The following is a 17,648-nucleotide window of genomic DNA, read 5'->3' on the forward strand; positions in this document are numbered from 1 at the left end:
AGTACCCGGCGGTAGTGATCCAATTCCGCCGAATGTGCCGCTGTAGTGTCATGGGTGCGGCGTCGCAAGGCATCTCAACTGCCAGCCGATGAGCGGCAGTTGAGGTGCCTACTTTCTTGCGCGACCGCTCCCCTTCCCCCCCCACGAACGGGACTGGACAAGCTCATGGCACGACACAAGCTCACCCTGAAGCGCAAGCGGCTCATCGCGGCCGTCGCCGCCGTCGGCGCGGTCGCCGGCGGCCTCGGCATCGCGGCCGGCGCGAACGCCAGCGAGACCACCGCCGAGACCTCGAAGAAGCAGCCCGTGGTCAAGGTCGTCGTGAAGTCGGCCCTCGCTCCGGCGGCCACCGCGGACGTGGCACCGGCGGTCACCTACGACACCGAGCTCGCGCCGCTCGGCGCCCGCGTCCAGGTCAAGGAGGAACTGCGGCGCGACGGCGGTACGCGCATCGAACTGCGGCTGAGGGACCTGGTCGCGAACCGCGCGTACGGCGCCCACGTCCACACCAAGCCGTGCGGCAAGCTGCCCGCCGACGCCGGGCCGCACTACCAGGATCAGGCCGACCCGGTGCAGCCGTCCGTCGACCCGAAGTTCGCCAACCCCGACAACGAGGTGTGGCTGGACGTGAACACGAACAAGAACGGCTCGGCGCGTGCGATCGCCACGGTGGACTGGCGGTTCCGGGCGGGCGGGGCGCGTTCGGTGGTCGTGCACGAGAAGAGCACGTCCACGCATGCGGGGCACGCGGGGACGGCGGGTGCCCGGCTGGCCTGCGTGAACGTGCCGTTCAAGTAGGCCAGGCCGGAGGCTGCCCGGGTCAGGCGTAGTCCTTGAGCTTCTCGGTCTTGAGGGTGACGGAGACGGGCGCGGGCAGCTCTACGGTGGCCCCCCAAGGGTGGGAGGCGGTCCGCTGGTAGCGGCCGTTCTCAGGCTCGCTGAAGACCTTGAGGGTGTTGTCGTCGCGGTCGATGAGGAGGTATACGGGAATCCCGGCCTCCGCGTAGCCGACGGGCTTCTCGACGCGGTCCCGCTTGTTGGTGTCGTGGTCGCGGGAAGTGATCTCCAGGGCCATCAGAATGCCGCCGGTGTCGGACCACTCGCCATGTCCGACGAGGTGGTCGACCGGCACGAGCACAGCGTCAGTGCGGGCTCGTCCCTTGCGGTACGCCTCGGCCTTGACGCCGGACTCGGGTGCGAGGTCGAGGTCAGGGCGATGGGCGAGGAATTGGCGCATCAGCCACAGGTAGATCGAGCGGTGTTTGCCGTCCGGCACTGCCTTGACCTCTAGTTTTCCGTTGATGTACTCAAGCCGAACGGTCTCCGGTGCCCGCCGCTCCAGCTCCTCGAAGTCCTCGACGCTGAGTGGCTCCCTGGTACGGACGCGTCCGTTGACGAACTCGAGCCGCACATGCTGCGGAGCCGCGTCGGCGAGTTCCTCGAAGTCCTCGATGGGCATCTGCGGGTGTTCGGCGGTGCTGGGGGTCATGGCGTCGCCTCCTCCCCTCCATCGTGCCCCGGCATGGTGGCGGCGGACCGTAGGAGCGGTCATACGGGTGTCCTCTCTCGTGGCTTCAGGGACATCGCCGCACGGATCTCCGCCGCGCGTGCGTGGACCGAGGCAGATGAGAGGGGCGCCTTGTGGCGCGTGGGGGCGCGTTCGCCCCGGCAGGCGCCGCAGGTGCCGCCCGGCAGGGCCTCGGGGCGGCCCGGGGTGCGGCAGCTGGCGCACTCCAGCATGCGGAGCGGTGGTCGTACGGGCTTCGGCTCCCGTTCCTGCTCCGGCTCCGGTTCCGGTGGGAGCTTGCTGGTGAGGCGGGTGCGGAGGAGGGCCGCCGGGCTGTGGACCGGGGTGGGGAGGCCTGTGGTGAGCGCCTGGCGGATCATCTCGTCGGTGGCGCCGCGCTCGAACCAAGGGAGGAGGAGCGGGGCCAGCGCCGCGCAGTCCGCCTGGGAGAGGGACAGGGACGGGGTCGTACGGCCGAGGGCCGCGAGCAGGATGTGGGCCCGGGACCGGGTCGGGCGGCCACGCTCGGGGTCCTCCGGCTGCGCCTCCGGTACGCCGCCCCGCGTGAAGCTCGCCCACCAGCCGTCGTCCCGCGCGGTTCGGGAGAACCACGATCGGGTGATCCAGCGGGTACTGCCCGACTCGTCGGTCAGATGTTCGCGCCCCCGGCGCAAGTGACCAGCCTCTTGAAGCCTGTTGAGGGCCGTACGCAGCGCGCACTGGCCGTACGGGAGCGTCTTGGCCAGCGTCTTCACGGAGATGTCGGCGCCGTCGGGGAGCCGGTCGATGTACGCGGCGATCGCGGCTTCGCGGGGCGGGAGGTGCGTGAAGTCGTGCGCGGAGCGGGGGTGTTGGCCGGGGACGGCGCGCTTGCCGTAGCCCGGATTGGCCATGGGGTGGGGCGGCCCGAGCGGGGACGCGTGCGCGGGCAGGGGAGCGCTACTAAGCTTGGCCTCAGCCATGGGATCGAACTTCCTCTTCGATCTTGTAGGTCAAGCCCCCGCAGGTGTTGGTAGCACCTGACGGGGGCTGTTTCGTCTGCGCGCACGCTATCAGCACGATCACCGTGCGTGGCAACTCGATCGCGGGACGTCAACATGCCGGGTGGGAGGGTGGGTTGGGGCCCACCTCCCATTCGCTGAAAAGAAGGCTCGGAGCTCGGGGCTTGAGCCTCGGGGCGGCTCGGCGGGCGGTCAATTCGCTCGCCGGGTGGGGCGGCTCCCGCGTACGGTGGGCGCACTCTGACGAACACGCTCCCCAGAAGTACGCCGCAGAACGGGAGCAACCGCGCGAGACGGCGCGGGCCATGGAGGGGCGGCAGTGACTTTGCCCTGCCCTTCTACCGTTCAGGAGTGCTCTGCCATGAGCCCCGTTTCCGTACCCGTGTCCGCGCCTGCGTCCGAGTCCGCGTCCGTGCCCGTCGGGCTCGGCCTGCCCGTCGACGACCCCGCCGGTCTGCTGACCTGGGCCCGGCTCGCCGACGACTCGCCCTTCTCGACGCTCGGAATCCTCGACCGCCTCGTCTACGACAACCCCGACCCGCTGGTCGCCCTGGCCGCCCTCGCCGGGGCGACGCGCCGCATCCGCGTCCAGACCGAGGTGCTCCTCGCCCCGCACTACAACACCGCGATCCTCGCCAAGCAGACGGCCACGCTCGACCGGATGTCCGGCGGGCGCTTCACGCTCGGCATCGGGATCGGCGGACGCGAGGACGACTGCCGGGTCGCGGGCATCGACATCCGGCGGCGCGGACGCCGACTCGACGAGCAGATGGAGCAGTTGAGGTGGGCGTGGGCCGGCCGACCGTACGCCGAGGGCGTCGGCGCGGTCGGGCCCCTGCCCGCCACTCCCGGCGGCCCCGAGGTCCTCTTCGGCGGCTTCGCCCCCGCCGCGCTCGAACGCGTCGCCCGGTGGGGCGACGGCTTCCTCGGGGCGGCGCTGCCCCCGGCGTACATGGACCGGATGTTCCGCGACGTCGAGACGGCGTGGGAGAAGTACGGCCGGGAAGGGCGCCCGAAGCTCGTGGCTCAGGCGAGCGTCGCGCTGGGGGCGCCGTCCGTGGTGGCCGACGCCCGCGCGAACCTGCTGCGCTACTACGAGTTCACCGGGCGCGCCGAGTACATGGCGGAGGGGCTCCTCACCACACCGGACGCGATCCGGGCGGCGGTCGCCGGGTACGCCGGGATCGGGGCGGACGAGGTGATCCTCTACTGCTGGGCGGCCGACCCCGACCAGGTGACGCGCCTGGCGGAGGTCGTCTTCGCCTAGCGTCGCTTCAGGTCTTCGACGAACAGGGACCACGCCTCGGCCCGGAACACGAGCGCCGGGCCGAGGGGGGTCTTTGAGTCACGGACGGGGACGAGGGGGAGGGGGATGGTGGCTACTTCGAGACAGTTGCCGCCGCTGCCCTCGCTGTAGCTGGACTTGTGCCAGGTGGCTGCGCTCAGGTCGCGCTCAGGGATGTGCCTCATGCTCGTAATCCTGAGCCATGGCTTCGAGCATGGCCAGGGACTTCTCAGGCGAGAGCGCGGCGGCGGCGAGGAACTCGTGGGTGCGTCGCTGGTACCGGACGGTGGCGGGGTCATCCTCCAGCCGTCCCGAGCCGACTCCCTCGAAGTAGAGCAGCGTGGGGGCGTCCGCGAAGTCCATCAACTTGATGGAGCCCTCCATCGACGCGTGGGCTCCGGCTTCGAACGGCAGCACCTGCACGATGATCCGGTTCTCCTGAACCAGGGCGATGATGTGCCGCAGTGCCTCCGCCATCACAGCGCGCCCGCCGGTCACTCGACGCACTACCGCCTCATCCATCACGGTCCAAAACAACGGACCTGTTGCACCTTCCAGGATGTGGGCGCGTTCCATCCGGTGGGCCACCTTCCTCTCGATCACCTCCTCTGGCGCGGTGGGCTGGTAGGCGCGGAACACGGCTCGTGCGTACGCGGGCGTCTGGATCAGCCCGGGGATCAGGAGGGGCTCGTACTGCCGGATCTCCGTGGCTGACGACTCCGCCTCCACCGCCTCCACGAAATGCTCCGTGTAAGTGGACTTGGCGGCGGCCTTGCAGTTGCGCAGGAAGAAGTCCCCCGTGTCCAGGGCGACATCGATGAGGCGGGCGATCTCTGGATTCATCCTTCGTGTGGCCGCTTCCAGCTGGCCCACGAACGAGCCGCTCACGAACAGCCGTTGGCCCAGGTCCTCCTGGCTGAGGCCCGCCTTCTCCCTGGCGTGGCGCAGCTCCGCGCCCAGGAGCGCGCGGGGTGATGACGACGGGTCGAGGTCCTTCGGTCCGGGCATGGTCGTGCTCCCCTGTCCAGCAGTCCACCTGTTGGGGCGTCGTATCTGGCCAGGCTAGACACCCCCCGGACACGCTGTGTGGTGAATCTGCAACCCAGCGTGGAGGAACTGGCCGTGAAGAACAGAACAGCGGCGGCGAACGCGCGGCGGCGCCCCGAGCGGCTGCTCGCCCTGACCACCGAGGAGGCCGTCGAACAGCTCGACCAAGCCCTGCGCGCCGTCGGGATCATCCTGCCGTCGCTGGGCGTCGACCCGGTGACCGGGGCGAGCGACCAGCCGTTCCCCCTCGTGCGGCTGGGGTGCTGCAACATGACCGTCGCCGCCCGGCTCGCCGCCGTCCTGCGCAAGGTGGCGGAGACGTGACCGGGCGACGGCGGTCGTACGCCGTGGACGTACGGGACGGGCGGCTCGGCGAGGTGATGGGTGAGGAGGGCGGCTACGTCCAGCTGAGACCGGTCGGGGGCGGCCGGGAGTGGGACTGCCCTCCCGGCTCGCTGCGGGAGGCGGCGCCGGGCGACGTGCTGCGCGCTCGGGTGCGGCAGGTCAACGCGCAGGGGCGGCTGCCGTGTTGAGTGCTTGGTGGCACTTGGCGTAAGGGTGCCCCGTTGCGGGTTCTTCGTGCCACGATGGGCGGTCATGGAACATCGGGGGATGGGGGACGGGATGGCGTTGCGCAGGGTGCTTGGGGTGGCGTGTCTGGTCGCCCTGGTGTGCGGGTGCGGTGGGTCGGGTGACTCGGGTGACTCGGATCGGCCTCGGTCGGGGAAGTCGGGGAAGTCGGGGTCCACATCGACCTCCGGGAAGGCCGGGGGTGACGGGGAGTCCGGCGGCAGGCGGGCCGACGTGACGTTCAAGCCGCAGGAACCCGTGAGCCCGCAGACGTTGGAGCGGACCGCCGAGCTGATCCGGGACCGGGCGGCGAAGGCCGGGCTGGGTGGCGTGAAGGTGACCGTCGAGGACAAGAGCCAGATCACGGTGTCCGGTCCGGCCGCACGGCAGGAGGCGTTGGAGGCGCTTGGGCAGCCGGCGGAACTGGCCTTCCGGCCGGTGTTGAGCACGTCCGCCGAGCCGGGTGTGGAGAAGTGCCCGGACGCGGTGGAGGGGTCCCCGTCGGAGCCGCTCACCGCGTGCGGGGAGGACCAGGGCACCGTCTCCACGTACCAGCTCGGTCCGGCCGCCGTGGCCGGTACGGACGTGTCCGAGGCGGAGGCGGTCTATGACGCGGAGTACGGCGCCGGCTGGCAGGTGAAGATGGACTTCACCTCGGCGGGGGCGAAGAAGTTCGCCGACGTGACGAGCCAGTTGTCTCAGCAGCCCTCGCCCCAGAACCAGTTCGCCATCGTTCTCGACGGTGTGGTGCTGTCCGCGCCTAGCGTGAACGGCCCGATCACCGGCGGCGAGGCCCAGATCTCCGGCAGCTTCACCAAGCAGAAGGCCCGGCAACTGGCCGCCCAGCTGAACACGGGTGCCCTGCCGGTCCACCTGTCGGTGTCGAGCGTGACGAAGCTGCGCGTGGACTAGGGCCTGTCGTGGGGCAGGGGCGGTCAAGGGATCGCTGGGGCGTCCGCTGCGGGGTCGGACTCGGGCTCCGGCTCGGGAAGCGGCTCCGTGTTGCGGCTGCTGAGGCCGTCGAGGGAGATGCGCAGGAGGCGGCGCCACTGGCCGGAGTGGGTGTCGCCGGTGGTGAGGACGGCCTGGCTGAGGGAGCTGCTGAGCAGGACCAGGTCGGCTGTGGTGACGTCGGGGCGCAGGAGGCCGGCGTCCATGCAGCGCGTGCGCAGCTCGTCGATGAAGGAGTAGCAGCGCTGGGCGCATGAGCTGGTGGGGCCGCCGGTGGCGGTGTAGCTCTCGACGACCGCGCGGTTGCGGGACTGCGTGGTGAGTATCTGCTCGAAGAACCCTGCCAGGGCCTGCCAGGGGTCGTCGGTGGCGGACGCCCGCTCGTGGGCGTCGCTGAGCCATGCGTCGAACTGCTGTCCGAGGACGGTGACGCCCGCCCCGTCGGCGCCGCCGACCGCACCGCCCTGCCCATAGCGGGTGACGACCCGGAGGCCAGGGCCAGCGCGGCCGAGCTGATCAGTCGGCTCGGGTTCGACACCGTCGACGTGGGGATGCTGGCCGACAGCTGGCGGTTCGAGCCGGAGACGGACGCCTACGCGCTGCCCTACTTCACCGACCCCGACGCCACGAGGGCCGCCTGGGCGCGGCTGGCCGAGGCCATCCGCGCCGGCGCCCCGCTCGAGGCGCCTGCCGTCGACGACCCCGGCACCCCGCTGCCCGCGGCACGGCTGCGCGCGCTCCTCGCGGACACGCCGCGCAAGCTCACCGCCGACCGCGTGCTCGCCTGACGATTCACGACGTCAGGACCTCACGACGTCAGGACCCCGCGACGTCACGACCTCAGAGGTTCCCCATCGGCTCGATGTCCCGGCGGACCGGCTCGCCCCAGATGCGCAGGACGTCGTAATCGGTGAACTCGTGGACCAGGCGGTACGCGATGGCGGGGCGCGGGCCCCGGCGCTGGGCGGTGAGGTACAGCTCGGCCTCGCGGCGGTCGCGGCGGGGTGTGCCGCACAGCTGCCACACCTGGCCGTTCCACGCCTCCGGGAGCCAGCGCTGCTGGGGCTGGGGGCGGTCGTCCCGTACGCCGTAGCGGGAGGGGGCCTGGGGTGTGGGGGCGGTGGGGCGGGGCGGGCCGTAGCTGTCGTTCAGCTCGGTGCGGCGGGCCGTGCGGCGGCGGGTCTCGCAGAGGAGGCAGCGGTCGGGGGCCTCCTCGTCCACCGGACCGTTCGGGTGCTCGGGGCAGCGGGTGGTGGGGGCGGCCGTCGTGACCGTCTCGTCCAGCAGCTCCAGGGCGCGCTTGAGGTCCGCCTTCACCTCGTGCAGGCGGGCGTCGGGGGTGTCGGCGGTCAGGGTGTCGCCGTGTTCCCCGAGGAGGCGTAGCGCTCGGCCGAGGGCGGTGAGCTGGGCGTGGTTCACGGGCTCGGGCCTTTCCTGTGGGGCGGCGGTGGGTTGACCTCACCACGGTGCCATACCGCACTGACAACGAGGTTTTCGGCTCCCGCCACCCCGCCGTCCCGCCCTGAGGGGGCGGCGTCAGGTGTGGGGCCAGCGGCGGAGGGTGCAGGTCTTCCAGGAGAACGTGCGTAAGCGGGCCTGCTCGATGAGGGATGCCGTGTCGCCGTAGGTGAGGTTGAGGTGGCGGCCCAGGACGACGATCGCCACGCTGCCGGCTCCGGCCGCCTTGACGGCCGCCGCAGCGGACTGCGCGTGGTTTCCGCTGGCCCATGTGTCATCGATGACCAGGACGTTCTCGCCCCAGAGCGGGGCTGATGCGTAGCGCAAGCGGGACGGAGTCCGCCCGAGAGAAGGCGCTTCCGGGGTGGTGGTGAGCAGATCGCGGTAGCGGTTGCGGGTGGCGCCGACCATCTCGGCGACCATGGTGCGCAGGGGGTGTGTCGCCCGGCCGCTGGTGCTGGGCGCTGTGGTGACGACATCGAAACGGGGAACGGCGCAGTGCGCCGCGACGCACGCCTCGTGCAGGGCCAGGAAGCGCCACAGGACAGCGGCGAGGCCCGTGCGGAAGTACTGCTGCTGAGGCCCGGTGGTGTTCTTGTAGCGCCATAACTCGTTCGCGTACTGCTCGCCCTTGAGGGCCAGACTCACCGGAACGACCGCGTCGGCGACGCCCGTACCCAGGGCGTTCGCGGTCTGTCGGCACGGGAGGCAGACCGGGTAGCCGGGTCTCGCCGTTCCACGGCAGGTCTGGCAGACGCCCGGACCGGACATCAGGGGATGGACGAGGAAGTTCGCGTAGCGGTCGGACAGGCCGACGACCGTTGCCACCCGGGGCCGCCGACTACGTCCAGGTGAGCTCGCCCGTGGTGGGAACGAGCGAGTCGAGGACGTCGAAGACATCGTCCGCTGTGTCGATGACGGTCGTGTTGGGCCTGGTCGCGTACTCCCGTGCCCACTCGTGGATCATGAGGGAGCGCATGAGGAAGACCCGGCGGCCGTGTTCCAGCGCGAGGCGGGCCTGCATACGGGCACCACTCCTGTACGCGGCCTCGATCACCACGGTGGCGAGGCTGTAGCCGCTCATCACGGCGTTGCGCATGGGGAAGGACGTCTTCGACGGCGGCGCGTCGGGCCAGAACTGGGAGACGACCAGCCCCTTCTCCGCGATCTCCTCCTGCAGGCGGGCATTCTGCGTCGGATAGGAGCGGCGCAGACCCGTGCCGATGACGGCGACCGTGCGTCCGCCCACGGCGAGGGCCGTGCCGTGGGCGGCCGTGTCGATGCCCGCCGCCAGCCCGCTCACCACCGTCACACCGCGCTCGGCGAGGCCGCCGGCGACAGCGCGGGCGTGGGCGATCCCCTCTGGGGTGGGAGTGCGGGTGCCGACGACCGCGACCCTCAGGTCCTCCTGTACGAGGGTGCCCCGCAGGAACAGGAACGGCGGGCGCTGGTGGACCAGCCGCAGGCACAGCGGGTAGTCCTCGTCCAGAATCGTCACCAGCCGCATGCCCTCCCGCTCCCAGGCGGCGATCTCGGCGGCCATCGACTCCAGATCGACTGCGGGGCCGGTGGCGAAAAGAGCGCCCTGCCCCGAGGCGTCGAGGGCGTCCTCCAGCACGTCACGTGCACTTCCGACGGTCTCGACCTGGTCGGTCAGCTCGGCCCAGGAACGGTCCCCGCGCCGCAACAGCGCGACGAGCGCGGCTCGCTCCAGTTCCTGGTCCATGCCGCAAGTATAGGAACGCGCCACCTGAGCGGTACGAGATCCAAGGGACCGGTGCCGCGCTTCCCCTCAGCTCGTCCGCGTTGTCGTCGCCGCTGCCAGGGCCGCTCGGAGGTGGCCCTGGTTCTGTTGGAGGAGGTGGGTCGCCGTGGGGGCGTCGGTGTTGCTGAGGAGGGTGAGGATGGCGGTTTTGACCTCGCCGTTCGCGGCGGTGAGGGCCGTGTCGATCTCCTCGTCCGTCGCGCCCGTCGCGAGCGCGACGATGCGGTGGGAGCGGGCCCGGAGTTTGTCGTTGGTGGCGCGGACGTCGACCATCAGGTTCCCGTAGGTCTTGCCCAGGCGGATCATCGTGATCGTCGACAGCATGTTGAGGACCAGCTTCTGGGCGGTGCCCGCCTTCAGGCGGGTGGAGCCCGTCACCAGCTCGGGGCCCACGACGACCTCGATGCCGTGGTCGGCGGCCGCGGCGAGCGCGCTGGACGCGTTGCAGGCGAGGCCCACCGTCAGGGCGCCCCGGCCGCGGGCGTACTCGACGGCGCCGATCGCGTACGGCGTACGGCCGGAGGCCGAGACGCCCACCACCGTGTCGTCGGGGGTCAGCTCCAGCGCGCCGAGGTCCGCGCGGGCCAGCTCCGCCGAGTCCTCCGCGCCCTCGATCGACGTGATCACCGCTTCCCTGCCGCCGGCGATCAGGCCCAGCACCTGGGTGGGGGCCGTGTTGAAGGTCGGCGGGCACTCGGACGCGTCGAGGACGCCGAGCCGTCCGGCCGTGCCCGCCCCCGCGTAGATGAGACGGCCGCCGCGCGCCATCCGCTCCGCGATCGCGTCGATCGCCGCCGCGATCAGCGGCAACCGTGCGGCCACCGCCGTCGGCACGGTCGCGTCCTCGCCGTTCATCAGCTTGGCGATGTCCAGGGTCGGCAGCTGGTCGATGTCCGCCAGGTCGGGGCGGAACGCCTCGGTCGTCAGCGACTCCAGCTCCGCGCGTACGGCGAGGTCGTTCGGGGTGGAGCCGTAGGGGAGGGAAGGCAGGGAAGGCATGCGGTGACTCATTTCGTACGGTGCGATCGGCGTCCCCGGGGGGCGGGGCGGGAGGATGCGACGACTGCGGTGCCTCGTCCTCGCCTACCGCGAAGGCCCTCCGCTCCTGTGGCGGTGCGCCAGCGCCTCGTACGACGCCGACAGCGCGGGCGCCGCGGACTCGTACGTCCGCTGGGCGACCCCTATGAACAGGCAGTCCACCACCAGCAGTTGGCTCGTCCGGGACGACATCGCCGCCGGCCGCAGCTCGCTCTCCCGTGCCGTCGACGTCGTCAGGACGTGGTCGGCGTACTGGGAGACCGGTCCGTCGGGCCGTCCGGTGATCGCGATCGTCGTCGCGCCGTGGTCGAAGGCGACCCGCAGCGGTTCGATGACGTCGCCCGTCGAACCGGAGTGGGTGATCGCGATGGCCACGTCCTTCGAGCGGAGCTGCACCGCGTTGGTGACGGCGAGGTGCGGGTCGCTGTGCGCCTGGGCTATCAGCCCTATGCGCAGCAGCTTCTGCGTGAGGTCCTGCGCGACCAGGCCCGACGCCCCGACCCCGTACACGTCCGTCCGGCGGGCCCCGGCCAGCGCCCGGACCGCCGCGCCCAGCTGCACCATGTCCAGTCCGGCCGCCGTGTCCGCGAGGGTCTGCTGCTCGTCGTAGGCGAGCTTGGCGACGACATCGGGGAGCGGGTCGTCCACCGCGATGTCGGCCGTGACGGAGGGCGGGCGGCCCGACTGCTGGTGGGCGGCGAGACCGGCGAGGGCCAGGCGCAGGTCGCGGTAGCCGGGGTAGCCGAGGAGTCGGGCCGTGCGGACGACCGTCGCCTCGCTGGTGCCGGTGAGCTCGGCGAGGCCGGTGACCGTGAGCGCCGCGCACGCGGCCGGGTCGCTCGCGACCGCCTCCGCGACGCGCTGCATGGACCGGGTCATGGACGGCGCGAGCATCCGCACCTTTGCGGCGAGCGCGGCGGGAGCGGGCGGAGCGGCTCCGCTGCCGCGGCGGCCTCCACCGCCGTTGCCGCCGCGGCCTTCGGCCGGGCGTCCGCCGCTTCCCCCGCGGCCTTCGGCCGGGCGTCCGCCGCTTCCCCCGCGGCCTTCGGCTCCCGCCGTATGTCCGCCCTCGGCCGCGGTCGCACGTCCGCTCTCGGCGGCGGCCGGCTTCCGGCCCTCGGCCGGGGACGCCTCCGGTGGTCTCCGTCCTTTCCTTCGCGCGAAAATTTCCTTCACCTCATCGCTCACACCATGAAAGATATTTTCCGTCCTGGTGTGCGGTCAAGGGTGCGCACAATGGAGGCATGAGTCCCGGCAGTGATCCCGTGAGCCCCCTTGAGCAGGCGTTGCACGCGGCCCGTGCGCTCGTGCTCGCCGATCTGGTCGCCCAGGAGGTCGCGGAGGCCGATGTCGTCTCGTTGGTCGAGGACTCGGTCGTGCAGCGCCGCTGGTGGGTGGAGCAGTGGCCGGACGGCGCGGCGTACGTCGCCGGGCTGGTCGCGCAGGACGTCCAGGACGCCCTGCTGGAACGGTACGGGCGCTGGCCGCTCTGCCCGGTCTGCGGCAGCGGCGACCCGCACGCCCTCGACATCGAGCCGGAGCTGGGCCCCGATCCGCGGTGGGTGTGCCACAAGGCGGGGGTCCGGGTCGCGGCGGTGGGCGCGCTGGGGTCCGCCACCGGGGGGTCGTCGCCCTCGTGACCGTGTACATCGACCCGCCCACCTGGCCGGGGCACGGCCGCATGTGGTCGCACCTGGTCAGCGACGTCTCCTTCGACGAGCTGCACGACTTCGCGCGCCGGGTCGGCGTGCCCGAGCGCGCCTTCGAACGCGACCACTACGACATCCCGTCCCACCGCTACGAGGACGTCGTGGCCGCGGGCGCGGTGGAGGTGGGCTCGAAGGAACTGCTCCGCCGGCTCACCGCGGCGGGCCTGCGACGCCCCAAGGGGCGGCCCGTCGGCCGGTGAGGGGGGAGTGGGCCCATCGGTGAGAGGCGAGGGGCTTCAGTCCGTGAAGATCGGGTCCAGGCCGTGCCACCAACGGTTGAGGGCCGAGAAGTCGGGGCCCGTCACGGCGAACAGGGCGGGCCGGTCGTAGTACGTGCACGTGATCACGTACTGGAACGTGGTGTTCATGTAGCAGGCCGCGTCCCCGGCCGGGGTGTCGGAGCCGTTCTCCGACCAGACGCCGCGGACGTTCGGCTGCTGGTCGCAGTTGCCGTCGGGCAGGCCCGCCGTGTAGTTGCGGAACACCTTCTGGGCCTCGCTCTTGGAGCCGTACACCGAGATGTTCGCCTTGGCGGTGAGGGCGCCGTACGTGGGGTCCTGGGTGGTCACCGTGCAGCGCAGCGACGCCTCGGCGCCGGGTGCCGTGGCCGGTTCGCAGCTCTCACGGCGCCACTGCGCCGGGTTGAGCGAGTCCCGCAACTCCCGCTGGGCGGTGGTGAGTCCGTCGTCCTCGCCGCCCTCGCTGTCGTCGGGGTCCGGCGTGGGTGTGGTGACCTCCGGGGTCGGGGTGGGGGACGGGCTCGGGGTGGTGTTCTCGGGCTCGGGGGTCGTGTCGTCCGGGGTCGGGGTGGCGGTGTCGTCCCGGAACGGGCGTGCGGTCGGTCCGCCGCCCCGGCCGTCGTCGGACGGGCCGTCCTTGTCGGCCACCACCACGCTCACCACGATGCCGATGATGGTGAGCATGCTGGTGACGATCAGGCTGATGATCGCGATACGGGCGTTCCGGTGGTCGGGGCCCGGATCCGGCCGGGGGGAGCCCGGCGGCTGGGGCCGCGGCGTGGGCGTAGGACCGTTCTGACTCATCGCGCGCTCCCCCGTTTCCCCCGTACGTGCCCGCACACACGCGTACGCGCGTACACACGCGGGCGCGTGTGTACGCATTCGTACGCGCCCCTGAGCGCCCGTACGTTCCCGCACGTCACCGAATTATCGGACCGTGCGGGGGCCGGGGCAGGGGAAAGGGGGAGGAGACCGGAACGGTTGGGCCCGGCGTACGTCAGGCGCGCAGACGGAGTTCGTACGCGAACTGCTCGCCGTCCTCCCCGTCGCCCCAGTCGTCGCTCACCTGCTCGAACCCGGCGCGCGTGACCACCCCCTGGGAGGGGGTGTTGACCTTGTCGACGACGGCGAAGAGGGACCGGACGTCGCCCTGTTCGCGCGCCCGCTCGCGCGCCCAGTCGGCCAGCGCGCGCAGCGCCTCCGTGGCGTAGCCTCGCCTGCGCGCGCCCTCGACCAGGTCGTAGCCGATCTCGACGCGGCCCTCCTCGTCGGGGGCGCCGTGGTAGCCGAGCGCGCCGAGGGCGAGGCCGTCCTCCTTGCGGACGAGGACGTACATGCCCCACTCGGGCCGGTGCACCCCGGCCTCGTACGCCTGGAACACCAGGCCGGCGCCGACCCGCGTGCCCTCCACGGGGCCGCCGGCGATCCAGTCGAAGCCGCCGGTGCCGCCCTCGGCGAGGTCGGCGGCGGCGGCCGGGTGGACGCCCTTGAGGACGATGCGGTCGGCGTCGATGTGCAGCGGGTTGCTCCACTTCCACGAGGTGACCGGGGCGCGGTCCGGCAGGTCGGCGCGGCCGGTGGCCCACAGCAGGGTCGCCCAGGGGTCGTCACCCGGCCTGACGTGCGGGAACAGCCGGGCGAGCACGGCCTCGCACAGATCCCTCGGGGCCACGTACGGGGTGAGTCCGAGGCCCTCGACGATGTCGTGGGTGTGGAGGAGCACCTCGGTGACGCCCATCGCCGCGAAGCCCTCGCGGTCGGCGAAGCGGAAGGGGTAGGGGTGGAAGGCGCGTACGTCACCGGGGGTGGTGTCCACGGTGGCGGCGAGGAGGGCGCCGGTCGTCTCGATGACGTGCAGCAGGTCGGCGTTGTCCTCGCACTCCGTGGTGTCGATCCGGAACGGTACGTACGCGCTCTGGGCCCGCCCCGCCAGCTGGCCCGCGTACGCGATCAGGTCCGAGGAGATGTGGTCGGCGGTCTTCCGGCAGTTCCAGTCGAGCCGCCCCGCCTTGGTCCCCACCCAGTCCCGGTCGACGGCCCCCCGCAGCACGGCCACGCCGTGCCCGACGGCTTCCAGTACCTGTTCCCCACCCATAGGTCGCATGGCGTGAGGATAGGCGGGGGCGGCGCGGGAGGACGAACGGATTTACGTCCCAGGCGGGCGCGTCGGGGTCGGCGGCGCGGCGTGACTGGTGGCAGGGGTGGGACGGGGCGGCGGCGCCGAACGTACGGCGGCCGTGGCCGCTCAGCCCTTCGCCGCGTCGTACTCCTCGCGGGCCTTCTCGATCGCGGTCATGCGCTCGGCGGTCCAGGTGGCGAGGGCACGGACCTGTTCGGCGGCCTCGCGGCCGAGCGGGGTGAGGGAGTAGTCGACGTGGGGCGGGATGACGGGCTTGGCGTCGCGGTGGACGATGCCGTCGCGCTCCAGCGTCTGGAGGGTCTGCGTGAGCATCTTCTCGCTGACCCTGCCGATCTCCCGGCGCAGTTCCCCGAAGCGGTAGGAACGGTCGAGCAGGGCGATCAGGACGAGGGTGCCCCAGCGGCTGGTGATGTGCTCCAGGGCGACGCGCTCCGGGCACATCGCGGCGCCGTCGGCCGTCGCGCGGGCCCGTTCGACGAGGCTGACCTCACTCACTGCCATGCCCGCACCCTACTTCGAGGTCGGCACTTTCGCCGAGTTAGTGCCCATTTCCACGATCCGTGACGGCCCCGTACGCCGGTGCATCCGCAGCGACACCGCCGTGACGCCGAGGGCGGTCGCCGTGAGCGCGCCGCCCGCCCAGGCCGTCGACGTGAACCCGAACCCCGCGTCGATGACCGCGCCGCCCAGCCAGGGCCCGCCGGTGTTGCCGAGGTTGAACGCGGCGGTCGTGGTGGCACCGGCGAGGGTGGGGGCCGCCCCGGCGACGTTGAACATCCGGGCGTTGAGCGCGGGCGCCGTGTAGAAGCAGGAGACGCCGAGGAGGAAGGAGAGCAGGACGGCGGCGACGGCGTACGAGGCGAGCAGCGCCAGCGCGACGAGGAGGACGGTGGAGGCGGCGATGCCGGTGAGCAGCACCCCGAAGAGGTGCGCGTCGGCGATCCGCCCGCCGACCGCCGTACCGATCAGCGCCCCGACCCCGAACAGCGCGAGGACCGTCGGCACCCATCCGGCGTCGAGTCCGGCGACATCCGTGAGCAGCGGCGCGAGGTAGCTGAACGCGCAGAACACACCGCCGGCGGCGAGCGCCACGACGGCGACGGAGAGCCAGACCTGTGGCTCGCGGTAGACGCGGGCCTCGGCGCCGAGTCGGGGCCGCTCGGCGGGCAGCGGGATGGCCGGGACGAGCGCGGCGACCCCGGCCAGGGCTGTCGCCGACGCCACGGCGACCGCCCAGAACGCCGACCGCCACCCGAAGTGCTCCCCGAGGAACGCGCCCGCCGGAACGCCCAGCACGTTGGCGATCGACAACCCGCCGATCATGATCGCGAGGGCACGGGCCCGCGCGGTGACGGGCACCATGGCGACGGCGACGGCCGCCCCCACCGCCCAGAACCCGGCGCACGCGAGCGCGCTCACCACGCGCGAGGCGAACAGCACGGCGTAGTTCGGGGCGAGCGCGCCCGCGACCTGCCCCACACCGAAGACTGTGATCAGCGTGACGAGGGTCGTCCGGCGCGGCAGCCGCAGCGTCGCCACGGCCAGCAGCGGCGCCCCGACGACCATGCCGATCGCGAACGCGGAGATGAGGAGCCCGGCCCGCGGGATCGACACGTCCATGTCCTCGGCGATCGGCGGCAACAGCCCCGACAGCATGAACTCACTCGTACCGAGCGCGAAGACGGCGAGCCCGAGGACGTAGACGGAGAGGGGGACGCGGTTACCGGGCTGGGTGGCGGGACGGTGGCGGGAGCGGTCTGCGGCGTCGGAGGACATATACAGGGGCAACCGGAGGCGTGGCGGTGGCATTCCCCCTGTCCCGGTCAGTCCGTCAGTCCGTCAGCCCGTCAGCTTGGTCAGTTCCCCCAGCAGGTTCGCGCGGGCCCCTTCCTCCCACTCCCGCTGTCCGTGGGGCGTCCGGAAGAGGCGAGGCAGGGTGAGGAGGTGACGGAGTACGGCCGCTCGGCCCTCGCGGAAGGCGTCGTCGGGGACGAAGCCGTACTCCTCGCGGACGGCGGCGGCGTACGCGGCGTACGCGTCCGGGGGCGAGGCGAGGATCGCGAGGTCGGCGTCGCAGAGGACCTGGCCGTCGGGGTCGTCGTCCGCCGGGTCGTGGGTGACGGTGAGCCGCACCAGCCGGGCCACCTCCGCGACCTTCTCCGCCGGCACCCCGGCCTCGGGCAGCGCCCGCTCGGCGAGCCGCGCGGACCGCTCCTCGTTCGTCGACCGCTCCGGCAGGTACACCGCGTCGTGGAACCACGCGGCCAGCCGCACGAGGGCCGGGTCCGCCGCGTACTCCTCCAGTACGTCGACGCGGTCCAGCACCGCCGTGAGGTGATCGAGGGTGTGGTACTTCCGCTGGGGCTCGGACCACCGCTTGATCAGGTTCGCCGCGTAGGGCAGCGGGTCCGGGTGGCCGGCACCGTCACGGGCCGGGAGCAGGGCCTGGAGCCAACGGGCTTCCAGCGGGTCGAGGGACATGGGGGCATTCTGCCTGGCGGAGTCGCCGGTGTCGGCCCCGGTGAGGACGAACTCGGCCGGCCTCACCGGGGACAGCTCCCCAGCCCGTGCGGGCGTCGGAGCTACCTGAGGTGAGGCCGACCGTGCAGGGGCCTACTGGGTGTAGAAGGTGGCGTCTGCCTGAGCGGTCGTCGTGCTCACAGCCTGGACGTACAACAGGTAGTTGTAGTGGCGTATGTAGCGGCCGGGAAGGTTGTACGACTCATAGGAGACGCCGGCGGAGTCCGCGAGGCCGGCCCGGGCGGTGAAGGAGGCGTCACCGGCGAACAGCGCCGTTCCGTCGTTCTTCTCCACCCACACCTCGTTGTTCTTGTGGCGCAGGAAGTAGCCGGGGAAGTTCGCCGATTCCAGGGAGACGGTGCCGGTGCCGGTGAGGCCGGTGACGACGCGGAACTGCGAGTCGGCGAGGGGGGCTACG

Annotated in this window: 23 protein-coding genes and 1 pseudogene; 8 read left to right on the forward strand and 16 right to left on the reverse strand. The window is 72.0% G+C overall.

Annotated elements, in window-relative coordinates; genetic code table 11:
- The first annotated feature begins 165 nt into the window (after positions 1–165).
- Positions 166–798, forward strand: coding sequence for a superoxide dismutase family protein (locus ACZ4Z3_RS38815; RefSeq protein WP_468505462.1), 633 nt, complete (start codon positions 166–168; stop codon positions 796–798).
- 22 nt (positions 799–820) lie between these two features.
- Here ACZ4Z3_RS38815 and ACZ4Z3_RS38820 read toward each other — a convergent pair whose 3' ends face one another.
- Positions 821–1,489: a Uma2 family endonuclease gene (locus tag ACZ4Z3_RS38820; RefSeq protein ID WP_468505463.1), complete on the reverse strand. Its 669-nt coding sequence runs from the start codon at positions 1,487–1,489 to the stop codon at positions 821–823.
- A gap of 59 nt (positions 1,490–1,548) precedes the next feature.
- Positions 1,549–2,400, reverse strand: a complete 852-nt coding sequence (locus tag ACZ4Z3_RS38825) for a hypothetical protein (protein WP_468505464.1) — start codon at positions 2,398–2,400, stop codon at positions 1,549–1,551.
- Positions 2,401–2,920: 520 nt separating this feature from the next.
- Between ACZ4Z3_RS38825 and ACZ4Z3_RS38830 the strand changes: the two genes are divergently transcribed.
- Positions 2,921–3,775 (forward strand): LLM class flavin-dependent oxidoreductase, encoded by an 855-nt coding sequence (locus ACZ4Z3_RS38830; protein ID WP_468505481.1) that lies wholly within the window; start codon positions 2,921–2,923, stop codon positions 3,773–3,775.
- Here the strand turns inward: ACZ4Z3_RS38830 and ACZ4Z3_RS38835 are convergent.
- The gene (locus ACZ4Z3_RS38835; protein WP_468505465.1) at positions 3,772–3,978 is read right to left on the reverse strand and encodes a DUF397 domain-containing protein; all 207 of its coding nucleotides are present in this window, start codon (positions 3,976–3,978) and stop codon (positions 3,772–3,774) included. The genes ACZ4Z3_RS38830 and ACZ4Z3_RS38835 overlap by 4 nt on opposite strands.
- Positions 3,962–4,801 (reverse strand): helix-turn-helix domain-containing protein, encoded by an 840-nt coding sequence (locus ACZ4Z3_RS38840; RefSeq protein ID WP_468505466.1) that lies wholly within the window; start codon positions 4,799–4,801, stop codon positions 3,962–3,964. The genes ACZ4Z3_RS38835 and ACZ4Z3_RS38840 overlap by 17 nt, the downstream gene beginning before the upstream one ends.
- A gap of 114 nt (positions 4,802–4,915) precedes the next feature.
- Between ACZ4Z3_RS38840 and ACZ4Z3_RS38845 the strand changes: the two genes are divergently transcribed.
- From ACZ4Z3_RS38845 to ACZ4Z3_RS38855, 3 genes are all read left to right on the forward strand, one after another.
- On the forward strand, positions 4,916–5,164 hold the full coding sequence (locus tag ACZ4Z3_RS38845; protein ID WP_468505467.1) for a hypothetical protein: 249 nt from the start codon (positions 4,916–4,918) through the stop codon (positions 5,162–5,164).
- Positions 5,161–5,373, forward strand: coding sequence for a hypothetical protein (locus ACZ4Z3_RS38850; RefSeq protein ID WP_468505468.1), 213 nt, complete (start codon positions 5,161–5,163; stop codon positions 5,371–5,373). Before ACZ4Z3_RS38845 ends, ACZ4Z3_RS38850 begins: the two co-directional genes overlap by 4 nt.
- A 271-nt stretch (positions 5,374–5,644) precedes the next feature.
- A complete protein-coding gene (locus ACZ4Z3_RS38855; RefSeq protein ID WP_468505469.1) occupies positions 5,645–6,322 on the forward strand; it encodes a SecDF P1 head subdomain-containing protein in 678 nt (225 codons plus the stop codon).
- A gap of 23 nt (positions 6,323–6,345) precedes the next feature.
- On the opposite strand, the pseudogene ACZ4Z3_RS38860 reads toward ACZ4Z3_RS38855, so the two are convergent.
- A pseudogene (locus ACZ4Z3_RS38860) lies at positions 6,346–6,711 on the reverse strand (SbtR family transcriptional regulator); the annotation flags it as partial.
- 33 nt (positions 6,712–6,744) lie between these two features.
- Between ACZ4Z3_RS38860 and ACZ4Z3_RS38865 the strand changes: the two are divergent.
- A complete protein-coding gene (locus ACZ4Z3_RS38865; RefSeq protein WP_468505470.1) occupies positions 6,745–7,149 on the forward strand; it encodes a hypothetical protein in 405 nt (134 codons plus the stop codon).
- A gap of 52 nt (positions 7,150–7,201) precedes the next feature.
- On the opposite strand, the gene ACZ4Z3_RS38870 is transcribed toward ACZ4Z3_RS38865, so the two are convergent.
- The 5 genes from ACZ4Z3_RS38870 to ACZ4Z3_RS38890 all read right to left on the reverse strand — a co-directional run bounded on the left by ACZ4Z3_RS38870 (position 7,202) and on the right by ACZ4Z3_RS38890 (position 11,798).
- Positions 7,202–7,780, reverse strand: coding sequence for a hypothetical protein (locus tag ACZ4Z3_RS38870; protein WP_468505471.1), 579 nt, complete (start codon positions 7,778–7,780; stop codon positions 7,202–7,204).
- A 117-nt stretch (positions 7,781–7,897) separates the two neighbouring features.
- Positions 7,898–8,647, reverse strand: coding sequence for a hypothetical protein (locus tag ACZ4Z3_RS38875; RefSeq protein WP_468505472.1), 750 nt, complete (start codon positions 8,645–8,647; stop codon positions 7,898–7,900).
- A 13-nt stretch (positions 8,648–8,660) separates the two neighbouring features.
- A complete protein-coding gene (locus ACZ4Z3_RS38880; protein ID WP_468505473.1) occupies positions 8,661–9,545 on the reverse strand; it encodes a DNA-processing protein DprA in 885 nt (294 codons plus the stop codon).
- 66 nt (positions 9,546–9,611) lie between these two features.
- Entirely contained in the window at positions 9,612–10,583 is a 972-nt protein-coding gene (gene murQ, locus ACZ4Z3_RS38885) for an N-acetylmuramic acid 6-phosphate etherase (protein WP_468505474.1), read from the reverse strand.
- A gap of 84 nt (positions 10,584–10,667) precedes the next feature.
- A complete protein-coding gene (locus ACZ4Z3_RS38890; protein WP_468505482.1) occupies positions 10,668–11,798 on the reverse strand; it encodes a MurR/RpiR family transcriptional regulator in 1,131 nt (376 codons plus the stop codon).
- A 68-nt stretch (positions 11,799–11,866) separates the two neighbouring features.
- On the opposite strand from ACZ4Z3_RS38890, the gene ACZ4Z3_RS38895 reads away from it, so the two are divergent.
- Both ACZ4Z3_RS38895 and ACZ4Z3_RS38900 read left to right on the forward strand, forming a co-directional pair.
- The gene (locus ACZ4Z3_RS38895; RefSeq protein ID WP_468505475.1) at positions 11,867–12,262 is read left to right on the forward strand and encodes a hypothetical protein; all 396 of its coding nucleotides are present in this window, start codon (positions 11,867–11,869) and stop codon (positions 12,260–12,262) included.
- Positions 12,259–12,531: a DUF4031 domain-containing protein gene (locus ACZ4Z3_RS38900; protein WP_055514786.1), complete on the forward strand. Its 273-nt coding sequence runs from the start codon at positions 12,259–12,261 to the stop codon at positions 12,529–12,531. The genes ACZ4Z3_RS38895 and ACZ4Z3_RS38900 overlap by 4 nt, the downstream gene beginning before the upstream one ends.
- A gap of 36 nt (positions 12,532–12,567) precedes the next feature.
- Here the strand turns inward: ACZ4Z3_RS38900 and ACZ4Z3_RS38905 are convergent, their stop codons facing one another.
- The 6 genes from ACZ4Z3_RS38905 to ACZ4Z3_RS38930 form a co-directional block, all read right to left on the reverse strand.
- Complete coding sequence (locus tag ACZ4Z3_RS38905; protein ID WP_468505476.1) at positions 12,568–13,374, reverse strand: hypothetical protein; 807 nt, start codon at positions 13,372–13,374, stop codon at positions 12,568–12,570.
- Positions 13,375–13,567: 193 nt separating this feature from the next.
- A complete protein-coding gene (locus tag ACZ4Z3_RS38910; protein ID WP_468505483.1) occupies positions 13,568–14,665 on the reverse strand; it encodes a GNAT family N-acetyltransferase in 1,098 nt (365 codons plus the stop codon).
- Positions 14,666–14,815: 150 nt separating this feature from the next.
- Positions 14,816–15,211 (reverse strand): winged helix-turn-helix transcriptional regulator, encoded by a 396-nt coding sequence (locus ACZ4Z3_RS38915; protein ID WP_468505477.1) that lies wholly within the window; start codon positions 15,209–15,211, stop codon positions 14,816–14,818.
- 9 nt (positions 15,212–15,220) lie between these two features.
- Positions 15,221–16,486: a Cmx/CmrA family chloramphenicol efflux MFS transporter gene (locus ACZ4Z3_RS38920; RefSeq protein ID WP_468505478.1), complete on the reverse strand. Its 1,266-nt coding sequence runs from the start codon at positions 16,484–16,486 to the stop codon at positions 15,221–15,223.
- Positions 16,487–16,549: 63 nt separating this feature from the next.
- Positions 16,550–17,191: an HD domain-containing protein gene (locus tag ACZ4Z3_RS38925; protein ID WP_468505479.1), complete on the reverse strand. Its 642-nt coding sequence runs from the start codon at positions 17,189–17,191 to the stop codon at positions 16,550–16,552.
- A 132-nt stretch (positions 17,192–17,323) separates the two neighbouring features.
- On the reverse strand, positions 17,324–17,648 hold a 325-nt coding region (locus tag ACZ4Z3_RS38930), incomplete at its 5' end, for an AbfB domain-containing protein (RefSeq protein WP_468505480.1).

The organism is Streptomyces sp. NPDC030296 (genome assembly GCF_055572815.1).

Excerpts from the sequence above, each read along its gene's own strand:
- ACZ4Z3_RS38815 (WP_468505462.1), top strand. The coding sequence starts at position 166 with ATGGCACGACACAAGCTCACCCTGAAGCGCAAGCGGCTCATCGCGGCC.
- ACZ4Z3_RS38820 (WP_468505463.1), bottom strand. The coding sequence starts at position 1,489 with ATGACCCCCAGCACCGCCGAACACCCGCAGATGCCCATCGAGGACTTC.
- ACZ4Z3_RS38825 (WP_468505464.1), bottom strand. The coding sequence starts at position 2,400 with ATGGCCAATCCGGGCTACGGCAAGCGCGCCGTCCCCGGCCAACACCCC.
- ACZ4Z3_RS38835 (WP_468505465.1), bottom strand. The coding sequence starts at position 3,978 with ATGAGGCACATCCCTGAGCGCGACCTGAGCGCAGCCACCTGGCACAAG.
- ACZ4Z3_RS38840 (WP_468505466.1), bottom strand. The coding sequence starts at position 4,801 with ATGCCCGGACCGAAGGACCTCGACCCGTCGTCATCACCCCGCGCGCTC.
- ACZ4Z3_RS38880 (WP_468505473.1), bottom strand. The coding sequence starts at position 9,545 with ATGGACCAGGAACTGGAGCGAGCCGCGCTCGTCGCGCTGTTGCGGCGC.
- murQ (WP_468505474.1), bottom strand. The coding sequence starts at position 10,583 with ATGCCTTCCCTGCCTTCCCTCCCCTACGGCTCCACCCCGAACGACCTC.
- ACZ4Z3_RS38895 (WP_468505475.1), top strand. The coding sequence starts at position 11,867 with ATGAGTCCCGGCAGTGATCCCGTGAGCCCCCTTGAGCAGGCGTTGCAC.
- ACZ4Z3_RS38905 (WP_468505476.1), bottom strand. The coding sequence starts at position 13,374 with ATGAGTCAGAACGGTCCTACGCCCACGCCGCGGCCCCAGCCGCCGGGC.
- ACZ4Z3_RS38910 (WP_468505483.1), bottom strand. The coding sequence starts at position 14,665 with ATGGGTGGGGAACAGGTACTGGAAGCCGTCGGGCACGGCGTGGCCGTG.
- ACZ4Z3_RS38915 (WP_468505477.1), bottom strand. The coding sequence starts at position 15,211 with ATGGCAGTGAGTGAGGTCAGCCTCGTCGAACGGGCCCGCGCGACGGCC.
- ACZ4Z3_RS38920 (WP_468505478.1), bottom strand. The coding sequence starts at position 16,486 with ATGTCCTCCGACGCCGCAGACCGCTCCCGCCACCGTCCCGCCACCCAG.
- ACZ4Z3_RS38925 (WP_468505479.1), bottom strand. The coding sequence starts at position 17,191 with ATGTCCCTCGACCCGCTGGAAGCCCGTTGGCTCCAGGCCCTGCTCCCG.